At 50.5% G+C, this 23346-nt stretch carries 25 protein-coding genes and 2 pseudogenes; 16 read left to right on the top strand and 11 right to left on the bottom strand.

Features of this window, described 5'->3' with window-relative positions; genetic code table 11:
• The first annotated feature begins 86 nt into the window (after nt 1-86).
• Nucleotides 87-530, top strand: coding sequence for a phosphatase PAP2 family protein (locus WH37_RS25215; RefSeq protein ID WP_052737203.1), 444 nt, complete (start codon nt 87-89; stop codon nt 528-530).
• 24 nt (nt 531-554) lie between these two features.
• Here WH37_RS25215 and WH37_RS25220 read toward each other — a convergent pair whose 3' ends face one another.
• A complete protein-coding gene (locus WH37_RS25220; RefSeq protein WP_046233415.1) occupies nt 555-881 on the bottom strand; it encodes a helix-turn-helix domain-containing protein in 327 nt (108 codons plus the stop codon).
• Between the two features lie 135 nt (nt 882-1016).
• Between WH37_RS25220 and WH37_RS25225 the strand changes: the two genes are divergently transcribed.
• The 6 genes and pseudogenes from WH37_RS25225 to pdaA all read left to right on the top strand — a co-directional run bounded on the left by WH37_RS25225 (nt 1017) and on the right by pdaA (nt 4167).
• Nucleotides 1017-1205 (top strand): hypothetical protein, encoded by a 189-nt coding sequence (locus WH37_RS25225; RefSeq protein ID WP_046233416.1) that lies wholly within the window; start codon nt 1017-1019, stop codon nt 1203-1205.
• A gap of 102 nt (nt 1206-1307) precedes the next feature.
• Nucleotides 1308-1664, top strand: a pseudogene (locus WH37_RS25230) (hypothetical protein); the annotation flags it as partial.
• Nucleotides 1665-1684: 20 nt separating this feature from the next.
• A pseudogene (locus WH37_RS37660) lies at nt 1685-1738 on the top strand (hypothetical protein); the annotation flags it as partial.
• Between the two features lie 141 nt (nt 1739-1879).
• Nucleotides 1880-2326 (top strand): carboxymuconolactone decarboxylase family protein, encoded by a 447-nt coding sequence (locus WH37_RS25235; protein WP_046233418.1) that lies wholly within the window; start codon nt 1880-1882, stop codon nt 2324-2326.
• Nucleotides 2327-2392: 66 nt separating this feature from the next.
• Complete coding sequence (locus WH37_RS25240; protein WP_046233419.1) at nt 2393-3298, top strand: sigma-70 family RNA polymerase sigma factor; 906 nt, start codon at nt 2393-2395, stop codon at nt 3296-3298.
• An 83-nt stretch (nt 3299-3381) separates the two neighbouring features.
• Nucleotides 3382-4167, top strand: a complete 786-nt coding sequence (gene pdaA / locus WH37_RS25245; protein WP_046233420.1) for a delta-lactam-biosynthetic de-N-acetylase — start codon at nt 3382-3384, stop codon at nt 4165-4167.
• 169 nt (nt 4168-4336) lie between these two features.
• On the opposite strand, the gene WH37_RS25250 is transcribed toward pdaA, so the two are convergent.
• The gene (locus WH37_RS25250) at nt 4337-5434 is read right to left on the bottom strand and encodes a branched-chain amino acid aminotransferase (RefSeq protein ID WP_046233421.1); all 1098 of its coding nucleotides are present in this window, start codon (nt 5432-5434) and stop codon (nt 4337-4339) included.
• Nucleotides 5435-5556: 122 nt separating this feature from the next.
• On the opposite strand from WH37_RS25250, the gene WH37_RS25255 reads away from it, so the two are divergent.
• The 4 genes from WH37_RS25255 (at nt 5557) to hmpA (ending at nt 9630) form a co-directional block, all read left to right on the top strand.
• Nucleotides 5557-6447 (top strand): LysR family transcriptional regulator, encoded by an 891-nt coding sequence (locus tag WH37_RS25255; protein ID WP_046233422.1) that lies wholly within the window; start codon nt 5557-5559, stop codon nt 6445-6447.
• Between the two features lie 103 nt (nt 6448-6550).
• Nucleotides 6551-6838 carry a hypothetical protein gene (locus tag WH37_RS25260; protein WP_143088480.1) on the top strand — a complete coding sequence of 96 codons (288 nt, stop codon included), beginning with the start codon at nt 6551-6553 and terminating at the stop codon, nt 6836-6838.
• Nucleotides 6819-7763 carry a glycoside hydrolase family 43 protein gene (locus tag WH37_RS25265; protein ID WP_046233424.1) on the top strand — a complete coding sequence of 315 codons (945 nt, stop codon included), beginning with the start codon at nt 6819-6821 and terminating at the stop codon, nt 7761-7763. Before WH37_RS25260 ends, WH37_RS25265 begins: the two co-directional genes overlap by 20 nt.
• 610 nt (nt 7764-8373) lie before the next feature.
• A complete protein-coding gene (hmpA, locus tag WH37_RS25270; RefSeq protein ID WP_046233425.1) occupies nt 8374-9630 on the top strand; it encodes an NO-inducible flavohemoprotein in 1257 nt (418 codons plus the stop codon).
• On the opposite strand, the gene WH37_RS25275 is transcribed toward hmpA, so the two are convergent.
• Entirely contained in the window at nt 9631-10158 is a 528-nt protein-coding gene (locus WH37_RS25275; protein ID WP_046233426.1) for a Crp/Fnr family transcriptional regulator, read from the bottom strand.
• 207 nt (nt 10159-10365) lie between these two features.
• On the opposite strand from WH37_RS25275, the gene WH37_RS25280 reads away from it, so the two are divergent.
• Entirely contained in the window at nt 10366-11637 is a 1272-nt protein-coding gene (locus WH37_RS25280; protein ID WP_046233427.1) for a molybdopterin molybdotransferase MoeA, read from the top strand.
• Nucleotides 11638-11812: 175 nt separating this feature from the next.
• Here WH37_RS25280 and nrdD read toward each other — a convergent pair whose 3' ends face one another.
• Together nrdD and WH37_RS25290 are read right to left on the bottom strand one after the other, a co-directional pair.
• A complete protein-coding gene (nrdD, locus tag WH37_RS25285; RefSeq protein ID WP_231594359.1) occupies nt 11813-13783 on the bottom strand; it encodes an anaerobic ribonucleoside-triphosphate reductase in 1971 nt (656 codons plus the stop codon).
• An 11-nt stretch (nt 13784-13794) separates the two neighbouring features.
• Entirely contained in the window at nt 13795-14466 is a 672-nt protein-coding gene (locus tag WH37_RS25290) for a radical SAM protein (RefSeq protein ID WP_231594360.1), read from the bottom strand.
• A gap of 118 nt (nt 14467-14584) precedes the next feature.
• On the opposite strand from WH37_RS25290, the gene mobB reads away from it, so the two are divergent.
• Nucleotides 14585-15097 carry a molybdopterin-guanine dinucleotide biosynthesis protein B gene (mobB, locus tag WH37_RS25295; protein WP_046233430.1) on the top strand — a complete coding sequence of 171 codons (513 nt, stop codon included), beginning with the start codon at nt 14585-14587 and terminating at the stop codon, nt 15095-15097.
• 151 nt (nt 15098-15248) lie between these two features.
• Here the strand turns inward: mobB and WH37_RS25300 are convergent, their stop codons facing one another.
• Genes WH37_RS25300 through WH37_RS25320 form a run of 5 tightly spaced genes read right to left on the bottom strand, consistent with a single transcriptional unit; the run spans nt 15249 to nt 18105 of the window.
• Nucleotides 15249-15590: a metal-sulfur cluster assembly factor gene (locus WH37_RS25300; protein ID WP_046233431.1), complete on the bottom strand. Its 342-nt coding sequence runs from the start codon at nt 15588-15590 to the stop codon at nt 15249-15251.
• A gap of 31 nt (nt 15591-15621) precedes the next feature.
• A complete protein-coding gene (locus tag WH37_RS25305; RefSeq protein WP_046233432.1) occupies nt 15622-16854 on the bottom strand; it encodes a hypothetical protein in 1233 nt (410 codons plus the stop codon).
• Nucleotides 16855-16867: 13 nt separating this feature from the next.
• Nucleotides 16868-17479, bottom strand: coding sequence for a DUF2249 domain-containing protein (locus tag WH37_RS25310; protein ID WP_046233433.1), 612 nt, complete (start codon nt 17477-17479; stop codon nt 16868-16870).
• Nucleotides 17480-17501: 22 nt separating this feature from the next.
• A complete protein-coding gene (locus WH37_RS25315; RefSeq protein WP_046233434.1) occupies nt 17502-17822 on the bottom strand; it encodes a hypothetical protein in 321 nt (106 codons plus the stop codon).
• 43 nt (nt 17823-17865) lie between these two features.
• On the bottom strand, nt 17866-18105 hold the full coding sequence (locus tag WH37_RS25320) for a DUF2249 domain-containing protein (RefSeq protein WP_046233435.1): 240 nt from the start codon (nt 18103-18105) through the stop codon (nt 17866-17868).
• A 244-nt stretch (nt 18106-18349) separates the two neighbouring features.
• On the opposite strand from WH37_RS25320, the gene lpdD reads away from it, so the two are divergent.
• Nucleotides 18350-18709, top strand: a complete 360-nt coding sequence (gene lpdD / locus WH37_RS25325) for a prenylated flavin chaperone LpdD (RefSeq protein WP_046233436.1) — start codon at nt 18350-18352, stop codon at nt 18707-18709.
• On the opposite strand, the gene WH37_RS25330 is transcribed toward lpdD, so the two are convergent.
• Entirely contained in the window at nt 18706-19689 is a 984-nt protein-coding gene (locus WH37_RS25330) for a multicopper oxidase domain-containing protein (RefSeq protein ID WP_231594361.1), read from the bottom strand. The two genes, lpdD and WH37_RS25330, sit on opposite strands and share 4 nt — an antisense overlap.
• A gap of 162 nt (nt 19690-19851) precedes the next feature.
• On the opposite strand from WH37_RS25330, the gene WH37_RS25335 reads away from it, so the two are divergent.
• Nucleotides 19852-21042: a TIGR04053 family radical SAM/SPASM domain-containing protein gene (locus WH37_RS25335; protein ID WP_046233438.1), complete on the top strand. Its 1191-nt coding sequence runs from the start codon at nt 19852-19854 to the stop codon at nt 21040-21042.
• Nucleotides 21043-21069: 27 nt separating this feature from the next.
• Complete coding sequence (locus tag WH37_RS25340; protein WP_046233439.1) at nt 21070-23328, top strand: nitric-oxide reductase large subunit; 2259 nt, start codon at nt 21070-21072, stop codon at nt 23326-23328.
• The last annotated feature ends 18 nt before the right edge of the window (nt 23329-23346 follow it).

Raw genomic sequence — 23346 nt, forward strand, 5'->3', positions numbered from 1 at the left:
TGTCACAGCTCGACAAAGAAACAGCCGCATTCGCTGAGCAAATGCGGGGAGAAGGCTGGACGGCTTTTTTTAAAGTGCTATCTTATATGGGTTCTTCGCTATTTATTATCGCAGCGACTTTCGTGCTTTTTCTATGGTTCGGCTGGCGCAGTGGCTGGCTGAAAGCAACACCAATTATAGTTGGTACTGGACTTGTATACATAACGAATACTTTGGCCAAAATGGCCTTTGACCGGGGCCGGCCAGAGGAGGCTTGGGGAATAGAGGCAGCTGGTGCAAGCTTCCCGAGCGGGAATGCGATGCTGGCGCTGGCGCTTTATGGGCTTGCAGCTATATGGATTGGAAGGGATGCCTGGTTCAGTCAAACGACGAAGCGGATCAGCTATGTACTCGCCGGATTGCTTATTTTATTAATGGGCGCGTCAAGACTGTATTTCAGCGTCCATTACGCAACGGACATTATTAGCGGGTATGCAGCAAGCTTTGCCATCCTTGCACTAATGATGGCCGTTCTGACGGCTCGCCGCTAAAGAAGGCTGCAAGATGGCAAACGATTATTCCGATTCGCGTATGACACTAAGCATTTTATTAATGGATGCTTTTCGCTTGTCTTCATCCATATGATTCAGCAGCCGCAGCAGCTCCTGCGTTTCTTCCCTGGCTAGCCCAGCCTCTTGCTGGCGGGTTTCACCTTCAATAATATAATCCGTCGTCACATGAAAAAAGAAGGCGAGCTTAATCAACGTTTCATATACAGGCTGGCGATTGTTAATTTCGTAATGACTGTAAGCGGAGCGGGTTATCCCGATCGCACGGGCAACGGCTTCTTGCGAAAGATTTTTTTGTAAGCGGAGTTCCTTCAATCGGTCTCCCATCGTCATTTTAGTGGCTCCTTCAAAAAAGCTGAAATAAGAATACAAGCTTAACTATTAATTTATGATACAAAATGTATCATTGTCAATAGTTTTGGCGAAATTAGCAGGAAATAACATCGTTTAGGGGAGGACAATCAAACAGTGGTACTAACCTTTGAATGTGTTTGCGGCAATCAAACCGGACTGTTCGCAACCGGAGATCGAGATGAGCAGGGGCGCGAATATTTGGAAGCGGAGGACGATGATCGCATCAGCTGGGTCATGGGCGAGACCGGCATGTTGTTCAAATGCTCCTTCTGCGGCCATACGTATCGATTAGAGAAGCAGTAGCTTGTTGGAAGAGGCCCTAGCCGGGCCTCTTTTTTGAATGATGGGAGAGGTACTCCCGGCCAAGCGGCCTGCTGAACGTAATAAGGGGTGAATTCCTTTGTAATGTCCGTACAAGTCGAAATGACAGTGGCTGGAGCGGGAAGCCAGCATTTATATGGACCGGAGACGCTTGAGGAAGTCGCGCAGCACTCGCTCATTATAACGGAAGCGTTCAATGAAGACGGAATCAATCCTTTTGAAATCGTATTCAAGACGGTTGCAACAACGCCTGAAGATATTTATCAAATTTGCTTGGCAGCAATAGCAGATGAAACTTGTGCGGGCGTTATTACGTGGATGCATACGTTCTCGCCTGCGAAAATGTGGATTCACGGCCTCACCGATCTTCGCAAGCCGCTGCTTCACCTGCATACACAGTTCAATCGCGATATTCCTTGGGATTCGATTGATATGGACTTCCGGGTCTTGCTGTACAGCGTCTAATGGAGCAAGGTTATGGCTTCGGCGGCGATCTTAGCTACCGTTTGCGTTAAAATACTACAAAGTGAACGAGCAGGATTTACGCTTTATGCGTAGAGTCCGGTTTTTTTGCTTTTGCTTGTCACAAAAGGAGCTGCTATTTTGTCTTATCTTATGAAGAACGAACAACACCAACCTATTAGGAGGAATTAAAAATGAAATTAAGAGTGAACTATCGCACAGCGAACCCGGCTGTATTTAAAGCGTTGATGGAATTGGAAAAAGCGGCGTCAAGCTCCGGTATTGATCCTATCACCTATGAGCTTATTAAGCTGCGCGCATCGCAAATCAATGGCTGTGCTTTTTGTCTGGACATGCATAGTGAGGATCTTATGAACAAGGGCGAAAGCATGCAGCGAATTATGCTGCTAAGCGTATGGAGAGAAGCGCCGATCTATACGGAGAAGGAATGTGCTGTTTTGGAATTAACCGAGCATGTGACCCAGGTTTCTGAAGCGGGCGTGCCGGATGAGCTGTACAATCGAGTGAGAGACTATTATGATGAAGCGGAATATGCGGCTTTAATTTTGGCGATTATTACGATTAACAGCTGGAATCGCATTGCCATTTCAACTGGCATGTTTCCCGGCTGCTTTGACTAAATGGACACCGTAGGCAATTATATATTTGATTATTTTGTTTGAGGGAAAGGAAGTTTTGGAAGCAAAATGGCGGATACTCAGGTTTTGTGGCAGGTAGCAAAGTGGTATGCAGACTATAAGACGCTGCTCAGCTCGCTGGCTTATAAGCTGCTTGGATCACGACAGGAGGCGGATGATGTCGTCCAGGATATTTTTGTGACGCTCCAGTCGGCGGAGCCTTATCCAATGCGCAATGTCAAAGCCTATTTATGCAAAATGACAGTCAACCGCTGTATGAATAGGCTGCAATCTGCTCGTCACAAGCGAGAAGCTTATGTAGGGGAATGGCTGCCGGAGCCTTGGAGTGGCGAGTATGGCGATGGACCATTGGAGCAGTTGGCGCGCAGAGAGACGATCAGCTATGCCATCCTTGTTATGCTGGAGCATTTATCTCCACTAGAGCGTGCTGTATTTGTGCTGCGTGAAGGATATGGTTATGGCTATGATGAGCTTGCCGAGTTGGTAGGCAAATCGGAGGCAAACTGCCGCAAAATTTTAAGTCGTGCCAAGCAGGCACTTGAGCTGTACCGCCAGCTTCCAGAATCACAAGTGGAAGAACAAGAGCTAACGGTGGACGCTTCAGCACTAGAACCATTTGTTGCGGCATTTGAACAGGCCGATATTGGGAAGCTGCTCGCCTTGATGCGCCAAGATGCTGTGCTTTACACCGATGGCGGTGGTAAAGTTACTGCAGCGAGACGGCCCATTATTAGCGCGCGCCGCGCGGTTTTGCTGCTGCGAAGAATGTCTACGCACAGCCTGCACGGTACGAGCATATCCGTCTCCATCATGAATGGGCAGCCAGCGCTCGTCTTTCGCCGTGAAAGGGCTGTACAGGCAGTTATGTGTCTGGAATGGGTGCAAACGGAGGTCGGCAGCCGCATAAAGCGTATTTATACGATGTACAATCCGGATAAGCTATCGTTTATTTAATGTAAGGTTTCACTCATAATTTGCTTGCTGGATGCAGAACATAATGGCGAGTAAGCAGCAAATGAATGAGGGGGAACAGCATGATGAAGCGTATAACACTCCGGCTGCTAAGCCTGTGTTTGGCTGTATGGCTAGGATGCCTTGGCATGGACAGCGCGTTGGCACAGCCGGGGGTTTATCATTTTGGGTTTAAGAAAAGCGTAGGAGGACAGCTGCCTTCGATTAATGAGGAGGGCTTTAAAGGCATCGTTCAGCAAAATGGGGCGATTTTCCTTGGCGATACGAAGCAAAAGGAACTATATTTGACCTTCGATAATGGCTATGAAAATGGCTATACCGCCAAAGTGCTGGATACGCTTAAGGCGAAGGGAGTGCCTGCCGCCTTTTTTGTAACAGGCCATTTCATTAAAGACCAGCCGGAGCTAGTAAAGCGTATGGCGTCAGAAGGGCATATCGTTGGCAATCATTCCTGGAGCCACCCGGATATGACACAGCTCAGCTCAGAACAAATTCAGACGGAGCTCAAAAAGGTGGAGGAGCAGTCGGCACTGCTCACCGGCCAGCAGGAAATGGCGTATTTGCGTCCGCCAAGGGGGATTTTTAGTAACCAGGTGCTTGCTGTCAGCAAGCAGGCAGGATATACGAGCGTATTCTGGTCGGTTGCCTATAAGGATTGGGACATTAAGAGCCAGAGGGGCGCAGCTTACGCCCAGGATCAAGTGATGCGCCAGCTTCATCCGGGTGCCGTTATTTTGCTGCATTCGGTTTCCTCCGATAATGCCCAAGCTTTAGGAGCGATTATAGACGGTGCGAGGGCGCAAGGCTACACGTTCAAAAGCTTGGATCAGTTGACGAATCGCAGCTATTGACTCTATAAGTTGTTTCAACTGACGAAGGAAAATTGCCGTATATGATGAACGATAAAACGAAAATGTAAAACGATAAAACCCACCCTCAGCTGCTCGAAAAGAGCGCGATAGGTGGGTTTTATGCATGGTATGATTGGCATGCTGCGTGTTGAGCAAGCGCCGTTATGTTTTATTTTGTTCCAGCGGTATATTGGGCACTTGGAAGCTCGACGGTCCAGCCAAATGGATCGGCAATGACGCCCGTTTGAATGCCTGTTAACGTCTCGTACAGCTTGCGTGACAATGGACCTGTCTCACCGCCGCGTAGCAGCAGCTGCTCATCGAGGTAATGCAGCTCACCAATTGGAGAAATAACTGCTGCCGTACCCGTTCCGAAAGCTTCCTCCAGCGTACCATTATGATAAGCTTCTACGAGTTCGCCAATGGACAGCTTGCGCTCCTCAACAGGAATGTTCCACGATTTAAGCAGCTCAATAATCGATTTGCGCGTAATGCCGTCGAGAATGCTGCCATTCAGCGCCGGAGTTACAATCGTGCCATTGATGCTGAAAAAGACATTCATGCTGCCAACTTCCTCGACGTATTTACGCTCAACACCGTCCAGCCACAATACTTGCGTGCAGCCTTTAGCTGCTGCTTCTTCCTGGGCTTTCAGGCCAGCGGCATAGTTGCCCGCTGTCTTGGCATTGCCGACGCCGCCTTTAACCGCACGTACATATTCGGATTCCACAAAAATCTTAACCGGATGAATGCCCTCAGCGTAATACGAGCCGACTGGCGAGAGAATAATCATAAACATATAGTTTTGCGAAGGCGCTACACCAAGTGATGATTCGTTTGCAATAATGAACGGACGGACATAAAGAGATGTTTTATCCTCATCAGGAATCCAGTCCTGATCGACAGTAATGAGCTGCTTCAAAGCTTCCAGCGCAATTTCCTCGTCAAGATGCGGAATGCTTAGGCGTTCGTTAGAACGGTTTAGCCGCTTAAAGTTTTCTTCTGGGCGGAACAGCAAAATGCTGCCGTTATCCGTGCGATACGCTTTCAACCCTTCGAACACCGTTTGTCCGTAGTGGAATACCTTGGAGGCAGGGTCGAGCGTAATGGGCTGGTAAGGAACGATTCTTGGGCTATGCCAGCCTTTCGATGCTTCATAGTCCATAATGAACATATGATCGGTATAATATTTTCCAAACCCTAATTGATCGGCTTGGGGCTTTGTTTTTTTTGTAGCAGCTAATTCAATGGCAATCGGTTGGTTCATTATCAGAATCCTCCCACTTATATTGGTGATATTCGTTTAGTTGAATCGTACCACTTAAACAAGTATATTGATAATATCTGTTTTGTCGGATCATCATACTTTTTAGGTATAGGAGAATGCATATGGATATACGCCAGCTTAAATACTTCCTGGCTATCGCCAAGGAGGGACAAATTACGCGCGCTGCCAAGCTGCTGAATATGGAGCAGCCCCCACTTAGCCGCCAATTAAAGCAAATGGAGCAGGAGCTGAACGTCACTTTATTTGACCGCAATGGCAAAAGCCTTGTGCTAACTCATGCGGGAGAGCTGCTGCGCGATAAGGCCGAAAGCTTGGTCAATCAATTTAATGAAACGATGCAGGAGGTACGCGAGCTGGATGCGGGCATTCAGGGCGTGCTGCCCATTGGCTCGGTCGTTTCCTGCATTTCGCTGCTGCCGCCTGTCATTGAGCGATTTCGGGACAAGCATCCCGAGGTGACGTTTAAAATTTGGGAAGGCGATCATTATTTGCTGGGCAGCCAGCTGGAGAAGCGCAGCATTGAGCTTGTCGTTGCCAGACTCCCGTTTGAATCGGCTTCTGATTCGCTGCCTTATTCGATTTTGCCGCTGCCATCCGATCCATTCGTTGCGGTACTGCCTTCGAAGTGGAGCACAGATCCGCAAAAGCATTCGATGCAGATGAGCGAGCTTAAGGATTTGCCGTTTCTTGCCCTCAAGACGGAGCGGACAACGGCGATGCATGAGAAGGTGATGATTGAATGTCGCGCTCACGGCTTTGAGCCGAAAATTATCTGCGAATGCTCCAGCGTCGCCATTATAATGGCACTTGTGGCAGCGGGAATCGGGGTAACCGTCTTTCCTAAATCAGTGATGGCCTCTTTCCCGCTTCCATCGATTCGCATGCTGGCCATCACTGATACGGATTTTCAATCGGATGTCGGCATCGTATGGCTCAGGAATCGTTATCTTTCCAATGCAGCCCGTCATTTTATTCAAATGTTTCAGCAATAATCGGTTCTTCAGGCTCGCCTTGTGTGTTATTTTGGATTTGCGTGTTTCCTCCCGCAGCTCAATAGAGAGCGATGTTAACGCTTCTGACGAAGCGCTCAGTTGAATGTCTATAATGGGGGAAAAGAAGGATTTGGACGTCAAGCTGGAGAAGCTAGTTTATGAGGATTTGGAGCTTGCTGTGGTTGATTTAAGCGCATCGTTGTTGTCCGAGACCCATGTACAGAAGGGCAATGAGCTCAAAACAGCAATAACCGATGCACAGACCAAATACGTATGGGGTGAGCTTGACGAGAAAGGTTGGAATGATGCAGTTGTCAAATGGAGAAAAGACGGCGGAGACAAAATCATCGAAGAGTTTACAGCCGATTACAATGCAATTCACGCAAAATGAGGGCAAAGCGATCATCCTGCAGCGCGCTGACCCGTGGATCTATAAGCATGTAGACGGTTGGTATTATTTCACCGCGACAGAGCCGGATTATAATTATATCGAGCTGCGCCGCTCGCAGACGATCGTTTGCCTTGCTGAGGCCGAGCCGGTTGCCATCTGGCACAAGCATGAAAGCGGCGAGATGAGCGCAAAAATTTGGGCGCCGGAAATCCATTTTATCGCTGGCAAATGGTACGTTTATTTCGCTTCGGGCCGGACGGATGCAGGCTTTGCCCATCGCACCTATGTGCTTGAAAATGAAAGCGCTAATCCGCTGGAGGGCGAATGGACGGAGAAGGGCAAAATTATAATGAACTGGGAGTCCTTCAATCTGGATGCTACGACGTTCGAGCATAAGGGAGAGCGTTATCTGGTGTGGGCGCAAAATGATCCAGCGATCAAAGGCAATACGAACCTGTACATCGCGGCGATGGAAAACCCTTGGACGATTCGCGGGACTCAGATTATGATCGCAACGCCGGAATATGACTGGGAAAAAATCGGCTATTTGGTTAATGAGGGGCCAGCGGTCATTAAACGCAGCGGCAGCATTTTCATCAGCTATTCTGCAAGCGCTACCGATTTTAATTATTGCGTCGGTTTGCTTACGGCATCCGAGGACAGCGACTTGCTTGATGCGGCTTCGTGGACGAAATCGCCGGAGCCGGTATTTAAGACGGATGAGGAACGTGGGCAGTATGGCCCGGGCCATAACGGCTTCACTGTAGCGGAGGATGGCGAGACGGATGTATTTGTGTACCATGCCCGCACGTATAAGGAGATTGAGGGCGACCCGCTTCATGATCCGAATCGTCATACGTTCGTCAAGCAGCTGCATTGGTCGGAGGATGGAAGCCCTGATTTTAATGGATGGAATAAAGGTTAGCGTACAATCGGCATCAAACGATATCAAACCTAAAATAAAAAAAGTGGCCCACATTTCTGTGGGCCTGTCCTAGTTATATGATCAACTGTGGGGTTGATAGTTATTATTATATAAACAAAACCTTAGTCGAACCTTAAAGAACTTTGTCTAACGATTGTCTAAAACGTGACTGATTGAGGGCAAATGTGACAAAAAGTGCTATAAGGTTGAAAAAAAGCTCAAATCCAGCTGAAGCCCTTGCTTTATCTGGATTTTTTTGAAATATAAGACTATTATAAGTTTCACCCTTATAATGGGCTTATATTTCACCCTCGAAACGGTAGCTTTGCCGCCAGAGGACGGCGACAGCCGTTTACGCTTGACGTATAGGAAAGTATATGAATTTTCTCATTCTTTCTCTATACGTTTCGCCAAAACGATGGCGTCTAATAGATAGGACGCCGCCAGGCGTTTTTCTTAGTTTTTCGCTTTTGTCGATTAATCCCTGGGCAACTGTCACAATTCAGCATCTTTTATTGTGATTTCAATCACAATCAAAAACGTATTCCTTGTTTATACTAGTGAAGATCAAGTTTGAAGGATACCTAAAAACCGTGAGGAGAGTGCGATGATGCTGAGTGAGAAGACCATTGCTACAATTAAATCTACCGTTCCTGTATTGGAAGTCCACGGCACGACGATTACGAAGCGTTTCTATGAAACGATGTTTGCGGCTCATCCGGAGCTGCTTCATATTTTTAACCATGCCAATCAAAAACAAGGCAAGCAGCAAGCGGCACTCGCAAATACGGTTTACGCTGCCGCTCTTCATATTGATAATTTGGCTGCTATTTTGCCAGTTGTGAAGCAAATTGCCCATAAGCATAGAAGCTTGGGGATTTTGCCAGAGCATTATCCAATCGTCGGAAAATATTTGCTTGCTGCCATCAAGGATGTGCTGGGCGATGCGGCTACTGATGATATTTTGCAGGCGTGGGCAGAAGCATATGGTTTTATTGCCGATGCGTTTATCGGCGTAGAGAAAGAGATGTATAAGCAGGCGGAGCAGCAGCATGGCGGCTGGGAAGGGTTCCGGGCTTTTGTGGTCAATAAAAAGGTCCAAGAGAGCGACAACATTTCATCCTTCTACCTCGTTCCGGAGGACGGCGGTGCGATAGCAAGCTTTAAAGCCGGGCAATATGTGAGCATGAAAAGGGAACTGCCTAATGATGCCTATACCCATATTCGCCAATACAGTTTATCGGATTCGCCAAGCAAGCCTTATTATCGCATTTCGGTCAAACGCGAGGATGGGCGGGATGACCTGCCTGCTGGCAAAGTGTCTGTGTCTCTGCATGAGCATCTGCGCGAGGGAGATGTCGTTCATTTGTCAGCACCGGCGGGCGATTTTACCGTTGATTTAGAGGATACGCGGCCTGTCGTGCTCATTAGCGGCGGCGTGGGGCTGACACCGATGATGAGCATGCTGCATGCTGTACTGGAAGCCAGTCCAGAACGCCCGGTTACCTTTATCCATGCGACCACGAATGGAGACACGCATGCGATGAAGGAGCAGGTATCCGCGCTTGCCGGCCGTCATCCGCAGCTGTCCGTCTTCTACTGCTATACGCAGCCGACGGCGCATGACCGGGCGCTGAAGGATTACCACAAGGAAGGGCTGATCAATTTCCCATGGCTGCGCACAGTTATTCCGACGACGGATGCCAGCTTCTACTTTTGCGGACCGCAGCCGTTTATGAAAATGATTAATCGCGCCCTGCGGGTATTCGACGTTAGCGCGGCTGATATTCATTTTGAATTTTTTGGCCCGGCTGAAAGCTTGAACGATGGGCAGGAGGAACAGCAGGAAACAGCGGATACCGTTTAATTAGACGGATGCTTCTTTCATTGTTGTTTCGGCGGCCTTTGCCCGCAGCAGCCGATTGACCGTTTCGCGGCGCAGTCCGATTAGCTGCCCAATTTCATCCTGCGTCAGCACATCGCAAAGGGTAGCCGGTGAAATATGCTGATCGAACCACTGCTCCAGCTTGCGGAGCTTATCAATCGGAGCGGCCTGCGTCAATTGATCGATGCGCTGCTGCATCATGCGCAGCTTGTTTTGCAGCAGCAGCGCAATATCGCGGCATTTTTCCGGCCCGCTCTCCAGCGTTTGGTACCACTCCTGCGATGGCAGCACCTCAATATCGCAGGTGACCAGCGCTACGGCTGTCCCGTGATACGCCTGCTGGGTAATGAGAGAATGATGGGGAATCGTTTCTCCAGCGGTAATAATATTCATCAAGATCGGACTGCCATCCTCATGCAGGCGAATAATTTTGAGCATGCCGCTTTTAATGTGATAGAGCGGTCCGAGCTCTCCTTGGCGGAACAGTGTTTCTCCTTTATAAAGCAGCATAACGAGCATCTTCCTTCCTGTATTTCTTATATGTAAATTATATCGGTTTTTCATAGACGGGATCAATCAGTGCCAGGCTGATTGGTCTTTTTTTTGCAATATGGACATGCATAAGCTATTCTTTAGTGACCTATCTCACAGTGGTTCGGCACATTATACTGGTACATTCAAATAAACGAGAACAGCTTTTGAAAGGACGGCCTTCAAATGAACATACACAAGGAAAAAAATGATCGTAAACTCCATCGAAAAGCGGTGACACTAGGCGACGCGCAGCAGGCTTTGCTGGATCGGGTTCATCAAGCGGGTACGGTTAAAATAGCATTGGCCGATGCAGCAGGCTATCGCTTGGCCGAAGACATTCGCGCGCGCGAAGCGATTCCGCATTTTCGCCGTTCTGGCATGGATGGCTACGCCATTAGAACGGCGGATTTACAGCAGCTTCCTGTTATGCTGGAAGTCATTGAACAGCTGCCATGCGGTACTGTGCCGACAAAAGTGATTACACCTGGCACTGCAGCGCGGATTATGACCGGCGGGATGGTGCCGGATGGTGCCGATGCCGTCATCATGCTGGAAATGACCGAGGAGGCCGAACAGGCTGGCCAGCCCTATGTCCAGCTGCGCAAAGCGGTGCCCGTCGGCGCGAACATTTCGCCAATCGGCGAGGAAGCGCGTGCTCAGGAGCTGCTGCTGGAGGCGGGCGAGAGCATCGGACCAGGGCAGATGGCGCTGCTGAGCGCACTTGGCTGCGCAGAGGTTCTCGTGTACCGCAAGCCGCTCGTTGCGATCGTTTCAACAGGGAGCGAGCTGCTGTCCATTAATGATCCTCTGGAAGGCGCCAAAATCAGAAACAGCAACATTTATATGCTGGCGGCTCAGGTGCGCGCTTGCGGCGCTGAACCGCTTTTTGTGGAACACATTCCCGATGATTATCCGAACGCTGAAAGCATGCTGTACAAGCTGCTCAAAAGCGATGTGGATATGGTTATCGCTACTGGAGGCGTGTCTGTCGGAGATTATGATATTATCGCGGATTTTTTCCTGCAGTGGGAAGGGGAAACGCTGTTTAATAAAATCGCAATGCGTCCAGGCAGCCCGACGAGCGCTGGCGTATGGAATAACAAACTGTTTTTTGGATTGTCCGGCAATCCGGCAGCCTGCTTCATCGGCTGTGAATTATTGGTGCGTCCCGTTTTGCTTGCGATACAGGGGGAGCGGAAGGCGGCAGATGTTCAAGCGCATGATGCTTTTCTTGCAGCCGATTATAACAAGGTAAACGCCTATCCCCGATATGTGCGGGGCATTCGTTATTTCCACAATGGACTGGTGTACGTGAAGCAGGAGGGCATGGATATGTCGAGCGCGATGGTTACGCTGAAGGATGCGAACTGCCTGATGGTTATTCCGCCTACGAAGACGGGCATCAAGGCTGGGACGCTTGTAACTGTGATTCCGCTTGCCGCTTCTACGTTGTAAGGCAGGGAGACCTGCACTATACAAGTTCTTTCTATAAAACATGCCATGAAAAAGCGCTGCCCGTCCCCCTCCCGCACTATATTCGGAAGGGGAAAAGGGCGGCGCTACACAATTAGTGGTTGATGCGAACGGGCTTATAACGCAGCCGCCGCACCCGGCCTTCCTATTGTCTAAATCAAGAATCTGCTGCTGAAACGCCAGCGGCTGTGCTAACGCTGTCAACAGCCTCTTCCTTCATGCGTTTACGAGTATTCCAGTCAAAACGCCGCGCGTTGCTCCAGAAATTGTATTCTCCTGTATAATAGCCTTGCTCATCTACCTCCAGCTTTTTACGAGCAATCATTTTGACATAACCAATGACGCGGCTGAAGGTGGCGATATCGTCGCTGCCGCATACAGGGCAGGCGTGAATATTTTTTCCGTCCTCGGCAACGATTTGCTGGCTGCAAGTCAGACAGCTAGTCAGAGTTGGCGTAAGCGTAATGTATTGAATGGGCTTTTCGAAAATTTTCCTTAAATAATCGGCCAGCCTCTCCGGCGCCAGCTTCGTTTCAAGGAAATGATGCAAAATGCTGCCCGAGGTCGCATAAGCCTGAAATTCGGCGCTGTTCTCCACCTGGCGCAAAAAGTCGTCCTCGCTGAACGGCAGCATGCAGCCCGAGGTCAAATAAACGTTATCCCCGGTGCCCTGCACGAAAATGCTGCGGTCATGGTTTTTCGCCCATTTGACATCATGGCGGGCCAGCTTGATGGCTGCATTTTCACCCGGTGCATATTCGATGCCGCAGGCGACCTGATCGCGGACGATAAATTCATTGATCGTTTCCGTCATAAACTGCATAATCCGGTGGGCAAGCCGCTTGCCAGCCTCATTGTTCATCCCGCCCTCATAGCCGATGTTGATTAATCCTTCATGCATGCCGGTAACGGCAAACACATTGAAATAATTGGACAAATCGCGGTTTAAGGCGAAAAAGGTCGGATACAGCTCTTTGTTTTGCTCAATCCACTGCCGCTTGGCCATATGGCCTTCCTGCATAATGTCCAGCAGCTCTTTGATTTTCGCCAGCAGCTTTTCCTCATGTCCGCCGTATTCCATCAGGACGCGGTTCATATTCAAATTAAGAACCTGTACAGCACCTGTAGAGCCAGTGGAGCTGCCAAAAATCCCGCTACCGAGCCGTGACAGCACCGTTAAATCAATTTGCAATCGGCAGCACAGGCTGCGGCTGACCTCGGGATCACGCGGCTTGATGTAAGGGTTAAGACGGCGATAATGCTCGCTCTCGAACGGCTTGCTGCGGAAGTTTTCAAAATAAACGCCGCCCCATTGGTACATGCCGTCCAGCAGCTCCAGAAACAGTGGATTGCTGTAGTCAAAATGATCATCAATCGGCACCGTCAAAAGCGGAAAGGTGAACGGGATGCCATTTCCTGTGCCTTGCTTCATAACCGCAATAACCGCCTCATTCACCCGGTCAAAGTAAGTGGAGGGAATTTCCTTATAGTGCATGTCCAGCAGCGAGCCGCCAATGACGACAAAATCATCTTTAATTTCATCAGAAGGCTTGCCAAATTCCAGCGTAATGTTGGTAAATGCGGATTGCGAGCCGCCGCGCAGCGGCATATTCATTTCCCAGATCAGGCTTTGGAATAGCTGCTGAAGCTCCTCAGCCGTGAAGCTGTGCCCTCTGACCGTCTCCTCATAATAGAGGTAGGAGGCGGACACCGTCGTCATCTGCGAAAGCATGACGGCGCCGGACACCTGCTGCGACATCAGAACGACGAGGTTGCTGAAATGCCGCAGCAGCGTTTCGAGCTTTTTCGTCGGCTGCGAGGACATCATATTTTTCGCCAGTGTAGGGATGCCGTTCGCCGCAATATCCTTACAGCCTACACTTAGGCAATAAGGGCTAAGCTGCTTGTCGTGAATGTACACAACGCCGTCCCAATATAGCTCGGTGAGCGCGGGCGGCAAAATATGCTCCAGCAAATACTCCTCCTCGGCAAAATTGTTCAAATTATGGCGCAGCAGCGGCAGCGAATAGACGAAGTTGCTGTTTTCTCTTTTCAAATAATCGGCTTGCTTCGTTTCGGACCCGGAAGTAAACGTGCGAATAATATCGGTGGATTGGCTAAACATCATCGGCCTCCGTTCTATTTTTGCGGTGGATGGTAGGGATTCAGGGAATAAGGTACAATACTGTCATACTTGTCTTTCAATTGCTCAACATAGGAGGCAATCTGGACGAAAAACTCCTCGCTCAGCAGCGGGTAACGAACCGTCCTTACTTGGCTCAGCCTGCTGTTGTGGCGAATGACGAGATCGACGGAGTCGAGGATGTCCTGACAGAAGCGGGCGGAAGGCACAATGCCGATAATCGCCTCGAACACCTCGGCATCCTCCACAGGGTCCAGCAGGTGAAAGGGCAGCTTCATATCGATATGAACGCCGTCGATCAGTGCTAGTTCTAGCAGCCGCTTCAGTTTGCCAGGGAACGTGCCATTCGTCATAATAATGATTTTCCCTCTGAAAATAAGGCGTACACGCCGCAGGAAGCTTTCCAGCTCCGCCTTGCTGCCGATTAAAAATTCGCCCCCGCTGAACAGCACGGCGTCGAACAGCCCATCGCTGCCGCCCAGCCGATCAAGCGTCTGCTCCGCGGTTAACAGCAAATGCGGAATCGGCTTCTGCGCGATTAATTCTGCATCATTATGGCAGCCGTAGCAGCGCATATTACAGCCGTTCCAAGCATGAATCAGCAGGGAGAGATGCCCGGGCAAATCTGTAAAGGTACGGATGAACCGGGGATAGAAGGTCAGCATCATGTTTTCCTTTCCACTGGAATGACTGCATTTAGTTTCAGGAGTTAATAGTAATACAACATATGGTATGCGTGAAGTGATAGGGATCACAGCAGCGTGAGAAAAAGAAGGAGAGGGACCATTGCACACTTCCATTATTCAAATTGTTGGCTTTAAAAATACCGGGAAAACGACGCTGACCGCGGCGCTGGTCAAGCAGCTTGCCGAAGCCGGCTGCCGCGTCGGCACAGTTAAGCATGACGGGCATGATTTTGACATCGACCATCCGGGTACCGATACATGGCGGCATCGCGAGGCGGGTGCGCATAAAATCGCGATCACCTCGCCGCATCGTACGGCAATTATGGAGCAGCGGCCGACGCTGCTGAAGGAGCTGCTTCAGCAGTTTCGCGAGATGGACTGGGTCATTGTCGAAGGCTTTAAACAAGAGCGCTATCCGAAGATCGTCTTGATTCGCAATGAGGAGGATGAGGCGCTCGTTAAGCAATTAGAGCAGGTCGTTGCGGTTGCATCATGGTATCCAGTGAGTTTTGAAGGGCTTCCGGTATTCGCTGTGCAGGACAGCTCCGGCATGGCAGCTTGGATACAGGAGGAGCGCGGCAGGGGAGTATTCGCGCTGGAAGAGCCTACATAAGCGTATAAGTGGGGAAAGGTAGATTAAAGCGGAGTACCCGATAGCATTGGGAACGCCCCGTGAGAAGCTCGTGGTGCCACGAGGAATAGATAGCAGCACGAATAGGCAAGCCGCGATGATATTCATCAGCAGCTTGCCTATTTATTTTGGACTAGCAATAGCCCAAATATTCTTTCGCCTCCTCCGACATCATGGCAGGCTGCCATGCAGGCTCCCAGACTACATTAACCTCAACGGAGTTAAAGCCCAGCTCACCCAGAAGCACATGCCGAACGCCGCCAGCAATCATATCGTGCATCGGGCAGCCTGGCGTCGTCAGCGTCATTTCCACTGTAATATGCTCATCCTTCCAATTCAAGCTGTACACGAGGCCGAGATCGACAATATTGACGCCAAGCTCGGGATCATGCACCTTGCGCAGCAATTCCCATACTTGCTCTTTCGTACGCTCTTCCAATTGTTCGCCTAAACTTTCTTCTGATCGTTTTTCCATCCTGCTCCTCTCCTCTCCAAAGTGCCGTTCATTACCGTGTAAAAACCGAGGCGATTAGTGAAATGTAACCGAGTGAAAATAAGGAAAAGCCAAGGCCGCCTACAAGCGCTAGAAACGGCAGGCCAAGCAGCAGCCCCGCAAACAGCAGCAGTAGGGAAAAAGCGATGCCGGTAAGCCCGAGATTGACGCCGTTATCACCCAGCAAAGCGGCCATTGTAGGTATGCCGGGTTTGCCGACCTGCGGGCCGTATTTTTGCGTCCACCATAGGAAGGGGACGATTTTGGACAAGTAGCATAAAATCATAAAGGCGACCCAACCGCCCAAATAAATCCAGCCCGCAGCTGTTACAAGAGCAGCAGAATCGAATGCCTGCGGGTCAAATGCCGTATAGATAAGCGCACTAGTGGCAAACAACGCGATGGCGCGGCAGCTGTTCACTGACCAAGCGATGCCTGCGCCCGGCTGGCGCTTGTGCCGATGCTTGCGAATTTGCCCAAGGTGAACATTGTATGCAAGCAGCGCAAGTACGAGAAAGAGCAGCGCTGTCCATTTTGTCCAAAAGCCCCAGTCAAATAGAAACGCCGAGGCGCCGGTCAGCACACCAGCATTCCATAAGCCGAGCGTGACATAGGACAGGCGGGTGGGGAAGCTGTGCGCCAAATAAAACATTGGCAGCATTTTATAGCTGAAGCCGGTAATGAGCAGCCCGAACCAGCCTAAGGTACCGAGCCAAATATGGGCGCCGAACAAGCGTTCATGCAGCCCGCCCCAAGCATTTAGGGCGAAGTTCAGTCCCATGCCCATGCCGGACAACCCCGTCAGCGTCAAATACAAAACGGCGCAAGCGGTGCTGAGCGTAATGGCATTCCACTGTGCGGCGCGCCATAGGGTGCGAGTGACATTTAAGGCGAACAGCAGCAGACCGATTAGAGCGAGTACGGCAAAGCTGGCAATCCAGGCAACCTCGCCATTAATGAACCCGTAAAGCAGTCCACACACACCGGCGGTGAAGCAGCCGTAATGAACGTAAGCGAGCCGTTCGCTATAAATTTTTGATTGTAAAATAACATGAATGAGCTGATACACAGCGCCCATTGCAATCATCGTTGCCCATCCAAGGATGATGAGATGGATGTTGTACCACCCAGTGGGCCCGCGAACAGGATCACCGATCCAGTCGGCAAGCGACAGCAGGGAGGTGAGGTGGAACAAGGTGAACCCGGCGATGCCTGTTGCGATAAAGAGAAAAGGGAGACGCAACATAAGCTGAGGCCTCCTAGCTTTTTTGAATGAACACCTGCGCAGAGCCGTCTTCCTGCTCTTCAATCGTAAAGGCGTAGCCGAGTGAGTTCAGCTCCTCAATGAGGAAGACGGGGACTCTGTCATTATGAATGACTACTTCATCGCCAGCGTTAAGCTTCTCCAGCGCATTCAAGGTACGAATCATCGGCTGAGGCGGCTCCAGACCGCGGTTGTCCAGCCGAATGATTTTTGTGCCAGAATGCTCTGAGGAATTCAGAGCGGCTGCTGGATGTGTTTCTGCTGATAACTCGTCTGCTGCCGCTTTTGTTTTTGTTGGTTCTTCCTTGACTGCCTCCTCCATCGCCGCATCGGGCTCTGCGTCCCATGCTTGCAGGAAGCTTTTATTTTTCTTGTTTACGAAAGTGACGCTCCAGTGCTCGGGGCCTACCTGCTGCACTTTATTGGCGTAACCCTTTACCTTCATTAGACCAAGCAGCGGCGTAGGCTTGAAGGTAGCATGGAGCACGAGCACATCATGAATTTCCAGTTCCTTCACCTGATCCATAATGAGCTGGAAGGGCTCCAGCTTTTGGCGCAAATAAGGCCTGACATCAAGCTCCACAATCCGGGTTTGCTTGGGTAGCATGGCTGCTCTCCTCCTCCAGTAGTTACAGGTAAAGCCTCGCTTCCTCGTACAGTCCTGTCATTCCCCCATACAAAGCGTAGAAAAAGGAATCCGGCGCATCGAGTGAAAAGGAGGTGTACTGCTTGGGATCCGTATCCAGCATCCGCTCGAAAAGCGCGGCGCTGTCGTAAGCATAGAAGCAAAAATACGTATAGTTGAACTGCGGCATTTTTTCCACCATGGTGACGATGTCAAACGCATATTCCGTAATATGGGTCTGGGCATCGCGGATCATGGTCAGCGCATCCTCCAACTGGACTGCAATTTTAATCGTTTTTTCATTGACGATAGTCACTTCGGCCATGTGCTTGCCTCCTTTGCGAAGCTTTTATACGAAGCTCATGCTGCTACAGCGAGAGCTTTCCAATTTTGACGCGAAAGAGGTCAGGGCCCTGCTCGATATATTCCCAATCAAATTGATCCTTGTACATCGATTCGAATTGGAAGCGGAGCGGCACGGGATCATGATCGTTAATGAGCAGCATCGCTTCGGAAGGCTTAAGCTCCTGAAACGTTTGAAAAATAACTTTGTGCTTTAATTGCGGCGGATATTCCGTAGCGTTGACAGTTGCAGTGAAAGCTTGCATAAAACATTCCTCCTCGAAAAGATTGGTTTTGGCTATGTCAAAAGCATAATCGAAAGCGGGAGGCGGCTTTGTGACGGGCATCACATTGTGCGCAGTATGGGCATTTTTTTGCTGAAAGGGTACGCGAAGGGCGGAGGAGCTGTGGTGACGGCTGTCACAGCCATCCTGCCGGGATTGCTGTAGACTCGCTTTATAAAAAACATAAAGGCCGCGCTAATTGCACGCGGCCAAGCAGGAGGGCAGTATGGAGCATCAAATAAGGCATAAGATCGAACAGCAGGTAGACATTCGGGTGCTGCCAATGGGGAGCGATCTAGTATTTCTCATCACTGGGGGAGCTGCGCATATTGGCGCATCGGCTACCGCCTATTGGACAGCATGGGGCGCTCATTTAGCTGCTCCCAAATGCGAAACCATTACGCTGCCAGGGCATCGCGAAGGAGAACTGGCAGCGGAGCTGGCGATGCTGGCGGCAAGCTCACTCGGCGTAACCGTTACGGTGGTCGTGGGCATTCATCTGGAGCAGCCGACACGCAGCGATATTACGAACATCGTCAATCGAACGAGAGAGGACATGAAGCAGAAAATTGCCCTTCTACGTTAATGTTTCATTGCAGGCTCATGCGTATCCTTGCCATCTTTCGTTACGCGTAAAATCGCGGTGGCTCCCTTGGCGGCATCATTAAACTGATGAGTCACAATCGGGTAGTCGCCTTCCTCGGTTACAGTCACCTCGACAACAGCACCACCGCTCGCTGGCAGCAAATACGTTTGCAGCCCGTACAGCACATTTCGCGGATTGCCGTCGATATAAACCCGGTCCAGCAGGGTGCCTACAATATGAAACGAGCTAACCTCGTTCGGACCGGCGTTATTGACATAAAACCGCACCCGATCTCCGACTTTGGCAAGGAAAGGCTGTTCTTTAAGTCCAAAGTCATTGCCATTAAATACGACATAGGTAGGCTCATCATTTAAAAAAGCTTGATAGTCATGCTCCGTATACCACTCGCTTTGCACAATCGTATATTCTCGGTCAATGTCTGCATCACTTGGATAACCGTCCGCTGGCGCTACAATAATCATGCCATACATGCCGTTGGCGATATGGGCAAGTGCCGGACTTGTCCCGCAATGATACATAAACACCCCGGGCGACTCCGCTTTATAGCTGAAATGGCCTTCTTCATTCGGCATCACATCGATGAATTTTTTGCTTGGCGCAGCATGAACGGCGTGAAAATCCATCGAATGGGGCACATTCGGATCCATATTTTTCAGCGTAAAATCAATCGTGTCACCTTCGTTCACGCGTAGTACAGGGCCAGGTACCGTGCCATTGAACGTCCACGCATTGTAAAAGACGCCTTTGGAGATTTCCACATCCGTTATCTGGGCGGTCATTTCAATCGTTACCGTGCTTCCCTCCCGGTGAATAATCGGCGCTACAGGCGGCTGATTCAACGTTTCCGCCGCTTCCGCGATTGCGGTCGCATCATTTTCCTCCGCAGGGATATACACGCAGAAAACAGCAATTGCCCCCAGAATCGCGATCACAATAATCATATGCCTCACATTCAGCATGGTCATCCTTCCTTTCAATCCAGTAGATGCCTAAGTGTTACGGTATATCTCAACAATAAAGCAAGGTGTCAGGCACGAATGTGACGGGACGCACAGTTGCGCCCCTGAATGTTTTCTAAAATAAGGACAGTTTCTATTTGGCTAAGGAAAGGAGGGAGAAGCATGAGCACGACCTTAAACAAGCTGGAGCACGATTATAAGGTTAATCCATTTATCGTCATTTGGGAGGTGACACGCGCCTGTGCGCTCAAATGCCTGCATTGTCGAGCGGAGGCGCAGTACAAGGCAGATCCTCGTCAGCTAACACTTGCTGAAGGCAAACGGCTGATTGATGAGATCGCGGCGATGGATCGACCGTTATTTGTTTTTACAGGCGGTGATCCGCTTATGCGGCAGGACTTGTTCGAGCTTGCGAGGTATGCGTCTGAGGAGCAGGGACTGCCCGTTTCGATGACACCCAGTGCCACGCCTAAGGTTACGTATGAGGCGATTTGCAAGGCGAAGGAAGCGGGCTTGTCACGCTGGGCGTTTAGTCTGGATGGCTCGACAGCGGCGATACATGATCATTTTCGCGGAACGAGGGGCTCGTTTGACCAGACGATGAAAGGAATTTCGTATTTGCAGGAGCAGCAAATTCCGCTGCAGGTGAATACAACCGTGTCGCGCTACAATGTAGCTGATTTGCCTGCAATTGCCGAGAGGGTGAAGGAGATGGGCGCCGTTCTGTGGAGCGTGTTTTTTCTCGTGCCTACGGGACGCGGAATGGAGACGGATATGATTTCGCCGGAGCAGCATGAGGCTGTGATGATGTGGCTGTGCCAGATTCAGCAAATCATGCCTTACGGGGTGAAGGCGACGGAGGCGCCGCATTATCGCAGAGTGTTTTTGCAGCAGCAAAAGCAGCAAAAGCAGCAAAAGCAGGACCAGCTGGAACAGCGAAAGCACGCCGGTGAGGAAGTGGCGGGACATAACACAAGCGTAAGTGGAAGTCGAAGCGGAAGCGCAGGTGCAGGTGCAAGTGCAAGCGGGGGCATGGGCAAACATGCCGACATGCTGGGACGCGCGCCGAAAGGTGTCAATGATGGGGACGGCTTTGTATTTATCAGCCATACAGGAGATGTTTATCCGAGCGGTTTTCTACCGATCGTATGCGGCAATGTACGCGAGCAGCCACTCGCGGACATTTACCGGTATTCACCCATTATGCAGCAGCTGAGGGATAAATCGCTGTTAAAGGGTAAATGCGGCATTTGCCCCTTCAAGCAACTATGCGGCGGCTCAAGGGCAAGGGCATATGCCCTTACCGGCGATTATTTGGAGAGTGATCCTTATTGTGCTTATATGCCGGGTTAAAATAAATAGGAAAAGGCGGGGGAGTTCATGCCTTATAAAAAGCTATGGGCGGCTTTGGCGCTCGTATTTGTTCTATCCTTTGGCGTATTGCTCTATTACGGCGGAGAGATTATTCAGGAGAAGCCGCCGATTCCGGAGCGGGTCGTCACGGAGCAGGGAGATGTGATTTTTACAAAAGCCGATATTATGGAGGGCCAGCAGGTATGGCAGCGAATGGGCGGTCAGGAGCTGGGCAGCATCTGGGGGCATGGCTCCTATGTAGCACCGGATTGGACGGCTGACTATTTGCATCGGCAGCTTGGGTTTATGAATGATTATAACGCGCAGCAAAAATACCAGCTGCCTTATGACCAGCTGACCGAGGAGCAGCAGGCTGAGCTTAAAGCCACACTCAAGCGTGAAATCCGCACTAATACGTATGATCCGGAGACGGGTGACATTTTGATTACTTCATTGCGGGCGTTGACGGCTTCTGAGCTGGGCGACTATTATGCAGGTGTATTCGGAGATGCACCTGAATGGGCCGCGTATCGCGAGCAAATCGCTCTGCCAGCCAATACGGTAGGCTCACTGGACGATCGCGAGAAGCTGAACGCCTTTTTCTGGTGGGCGACTTGGTCAACCTCGACGAATCGGTTAGGCTCAGACATTACGTATACGAATAACTGGCCGGGCGAGCCGCTCATTGACAATGAACCGACAAGCGCGTCGCTGCTCTGGTCAATTGTGAGCGTGGTTTTGTTGCTGGCCGGAGTAGGAGCGCTTGCCTGGTATTACGCCGTACAGCGGAGCAGGGAGCAGGATGAGAGTGGGCACATACCGGAGAAAGATCCGCTCCTGCAAGTAAAAGCGACGCCTTCCATGCGGGCGACGATGAAATATTTCTGGATAGTGACGGCGCTGATCGCCGTGCAGGTAGGTCTTGGCGCGATTACCGCCCATTACGCGGTGGAGGGCAAAGGGTTTTATGGCATCCCGATTGCGGAATGGTTTCCTTATAGCGTCACGCGAACTTGGCATCAGCAGCTCGCTGTATTTTGGATTGCCACCGCATGGCTCGCAACCGGCCTATATATTGGCCCAGCTATTTCTGGGCATGAGCCCAAATTCCAGCGTTTGGGCGTGAACGTGCTGTTCGGCTGCCTGCTGCTGATCGTGGCGGGTTCAATGGCGGGCGAATGGCTTGCGGTCAAAGGCTATATTACAAGCGCGACGCATAATTTTTATTTTGGTCATCAGGGCTATGAATATGTAGATTTGGGCCGGGCGTGGCAAATTTTTCTGACGGTCGGCTTATTTATTTGGTTTTTCCTCATGGCGCGGGCAATCTGGCCGGCCCTTAAGAAGAAGGGGGAAAGCCGCCATCTACTGACGCTGTTCCTGATCGCCTCAGTTGCCATTCCGGCGTTCTACATTCCGGGCTTAATGTGGGGGCCTCAGGCGCATTTGACCATTGTGACCTACTGGCGCTGGTGGGTCGTTCATTTATGGGTGGAAGGCTTTTTCGAGGTGTTCGCCGCGGTCGTTATCGCATTTCTGTTTTCTCGCATGGGGCTTATTCGCACGGCAACTGCGACGGCAACGGTGCTGTTCTCGACCGTTATTTTTCTCGCTGGCGGCATTATTGGCACGTTTCATCATTTGTATTTTGCCGGAACGCCGATTGGGGTGCTTGCTTTCGGAGCATCGTTCAGCGCGCTGGAGGTTGTGCCGCTGCTATTGATTGGGTTTGAAGCTTATGATAATTTGCGTCATGGCCGGGCAAAGCCGTGGGTAAAGCGCTACAAATGGCCGATCTTTTTCTTCGTTGCCGTATCATTCTGGAATTTGGTCGGAGCGGGGCTCTTTGGCTTCCTTATCAATCCGCCAATTGCGCTTTATTATATGCAGGGGCTTAATACGACGGCGCTTCATGCGCATACCGCTCTGTTCGGTGTTTATGGCATGCTTGGAATCGGGCTTATGCTGTTCTGTCTGCGCGGCCTCACCGGAGAGAAGGAATGGCGGACGAAGCTGCTGAAGTTTTCCTTCTGGTCGTTTAATATCGGCTTGATGACGATGGGGTTGGCAAGCCTGCTGCCCGTAGGAATACTCCAAACGATGGCGAGTATGGAGCATGGCATGTGGTATGCGCGCTCCGCCGAATTTCTTCATACCCGCACGATGCAAAATCTCGTCTGGCTGCGCGCAGTCGGCGATACGATTTTTGCACTCGGCGTAGTGGGCATTGTTATTTTTGTCATCGGTCTGGCAACAGGTCGATCCTATAAGTCGGACGTAAGCTAGTTATTTACTAATGCTGGA

It is taken from the genome of Paenibacillus algorifonticola, assembly GCF_000971975.1.
Classification (GTDB): domain Bacteria; phylum Bacillota; class Bacilli; order Paenibacillales; family Paenibacillaceae; genus Pristimantibacillus; species Pristimantibacillus algorifonticola.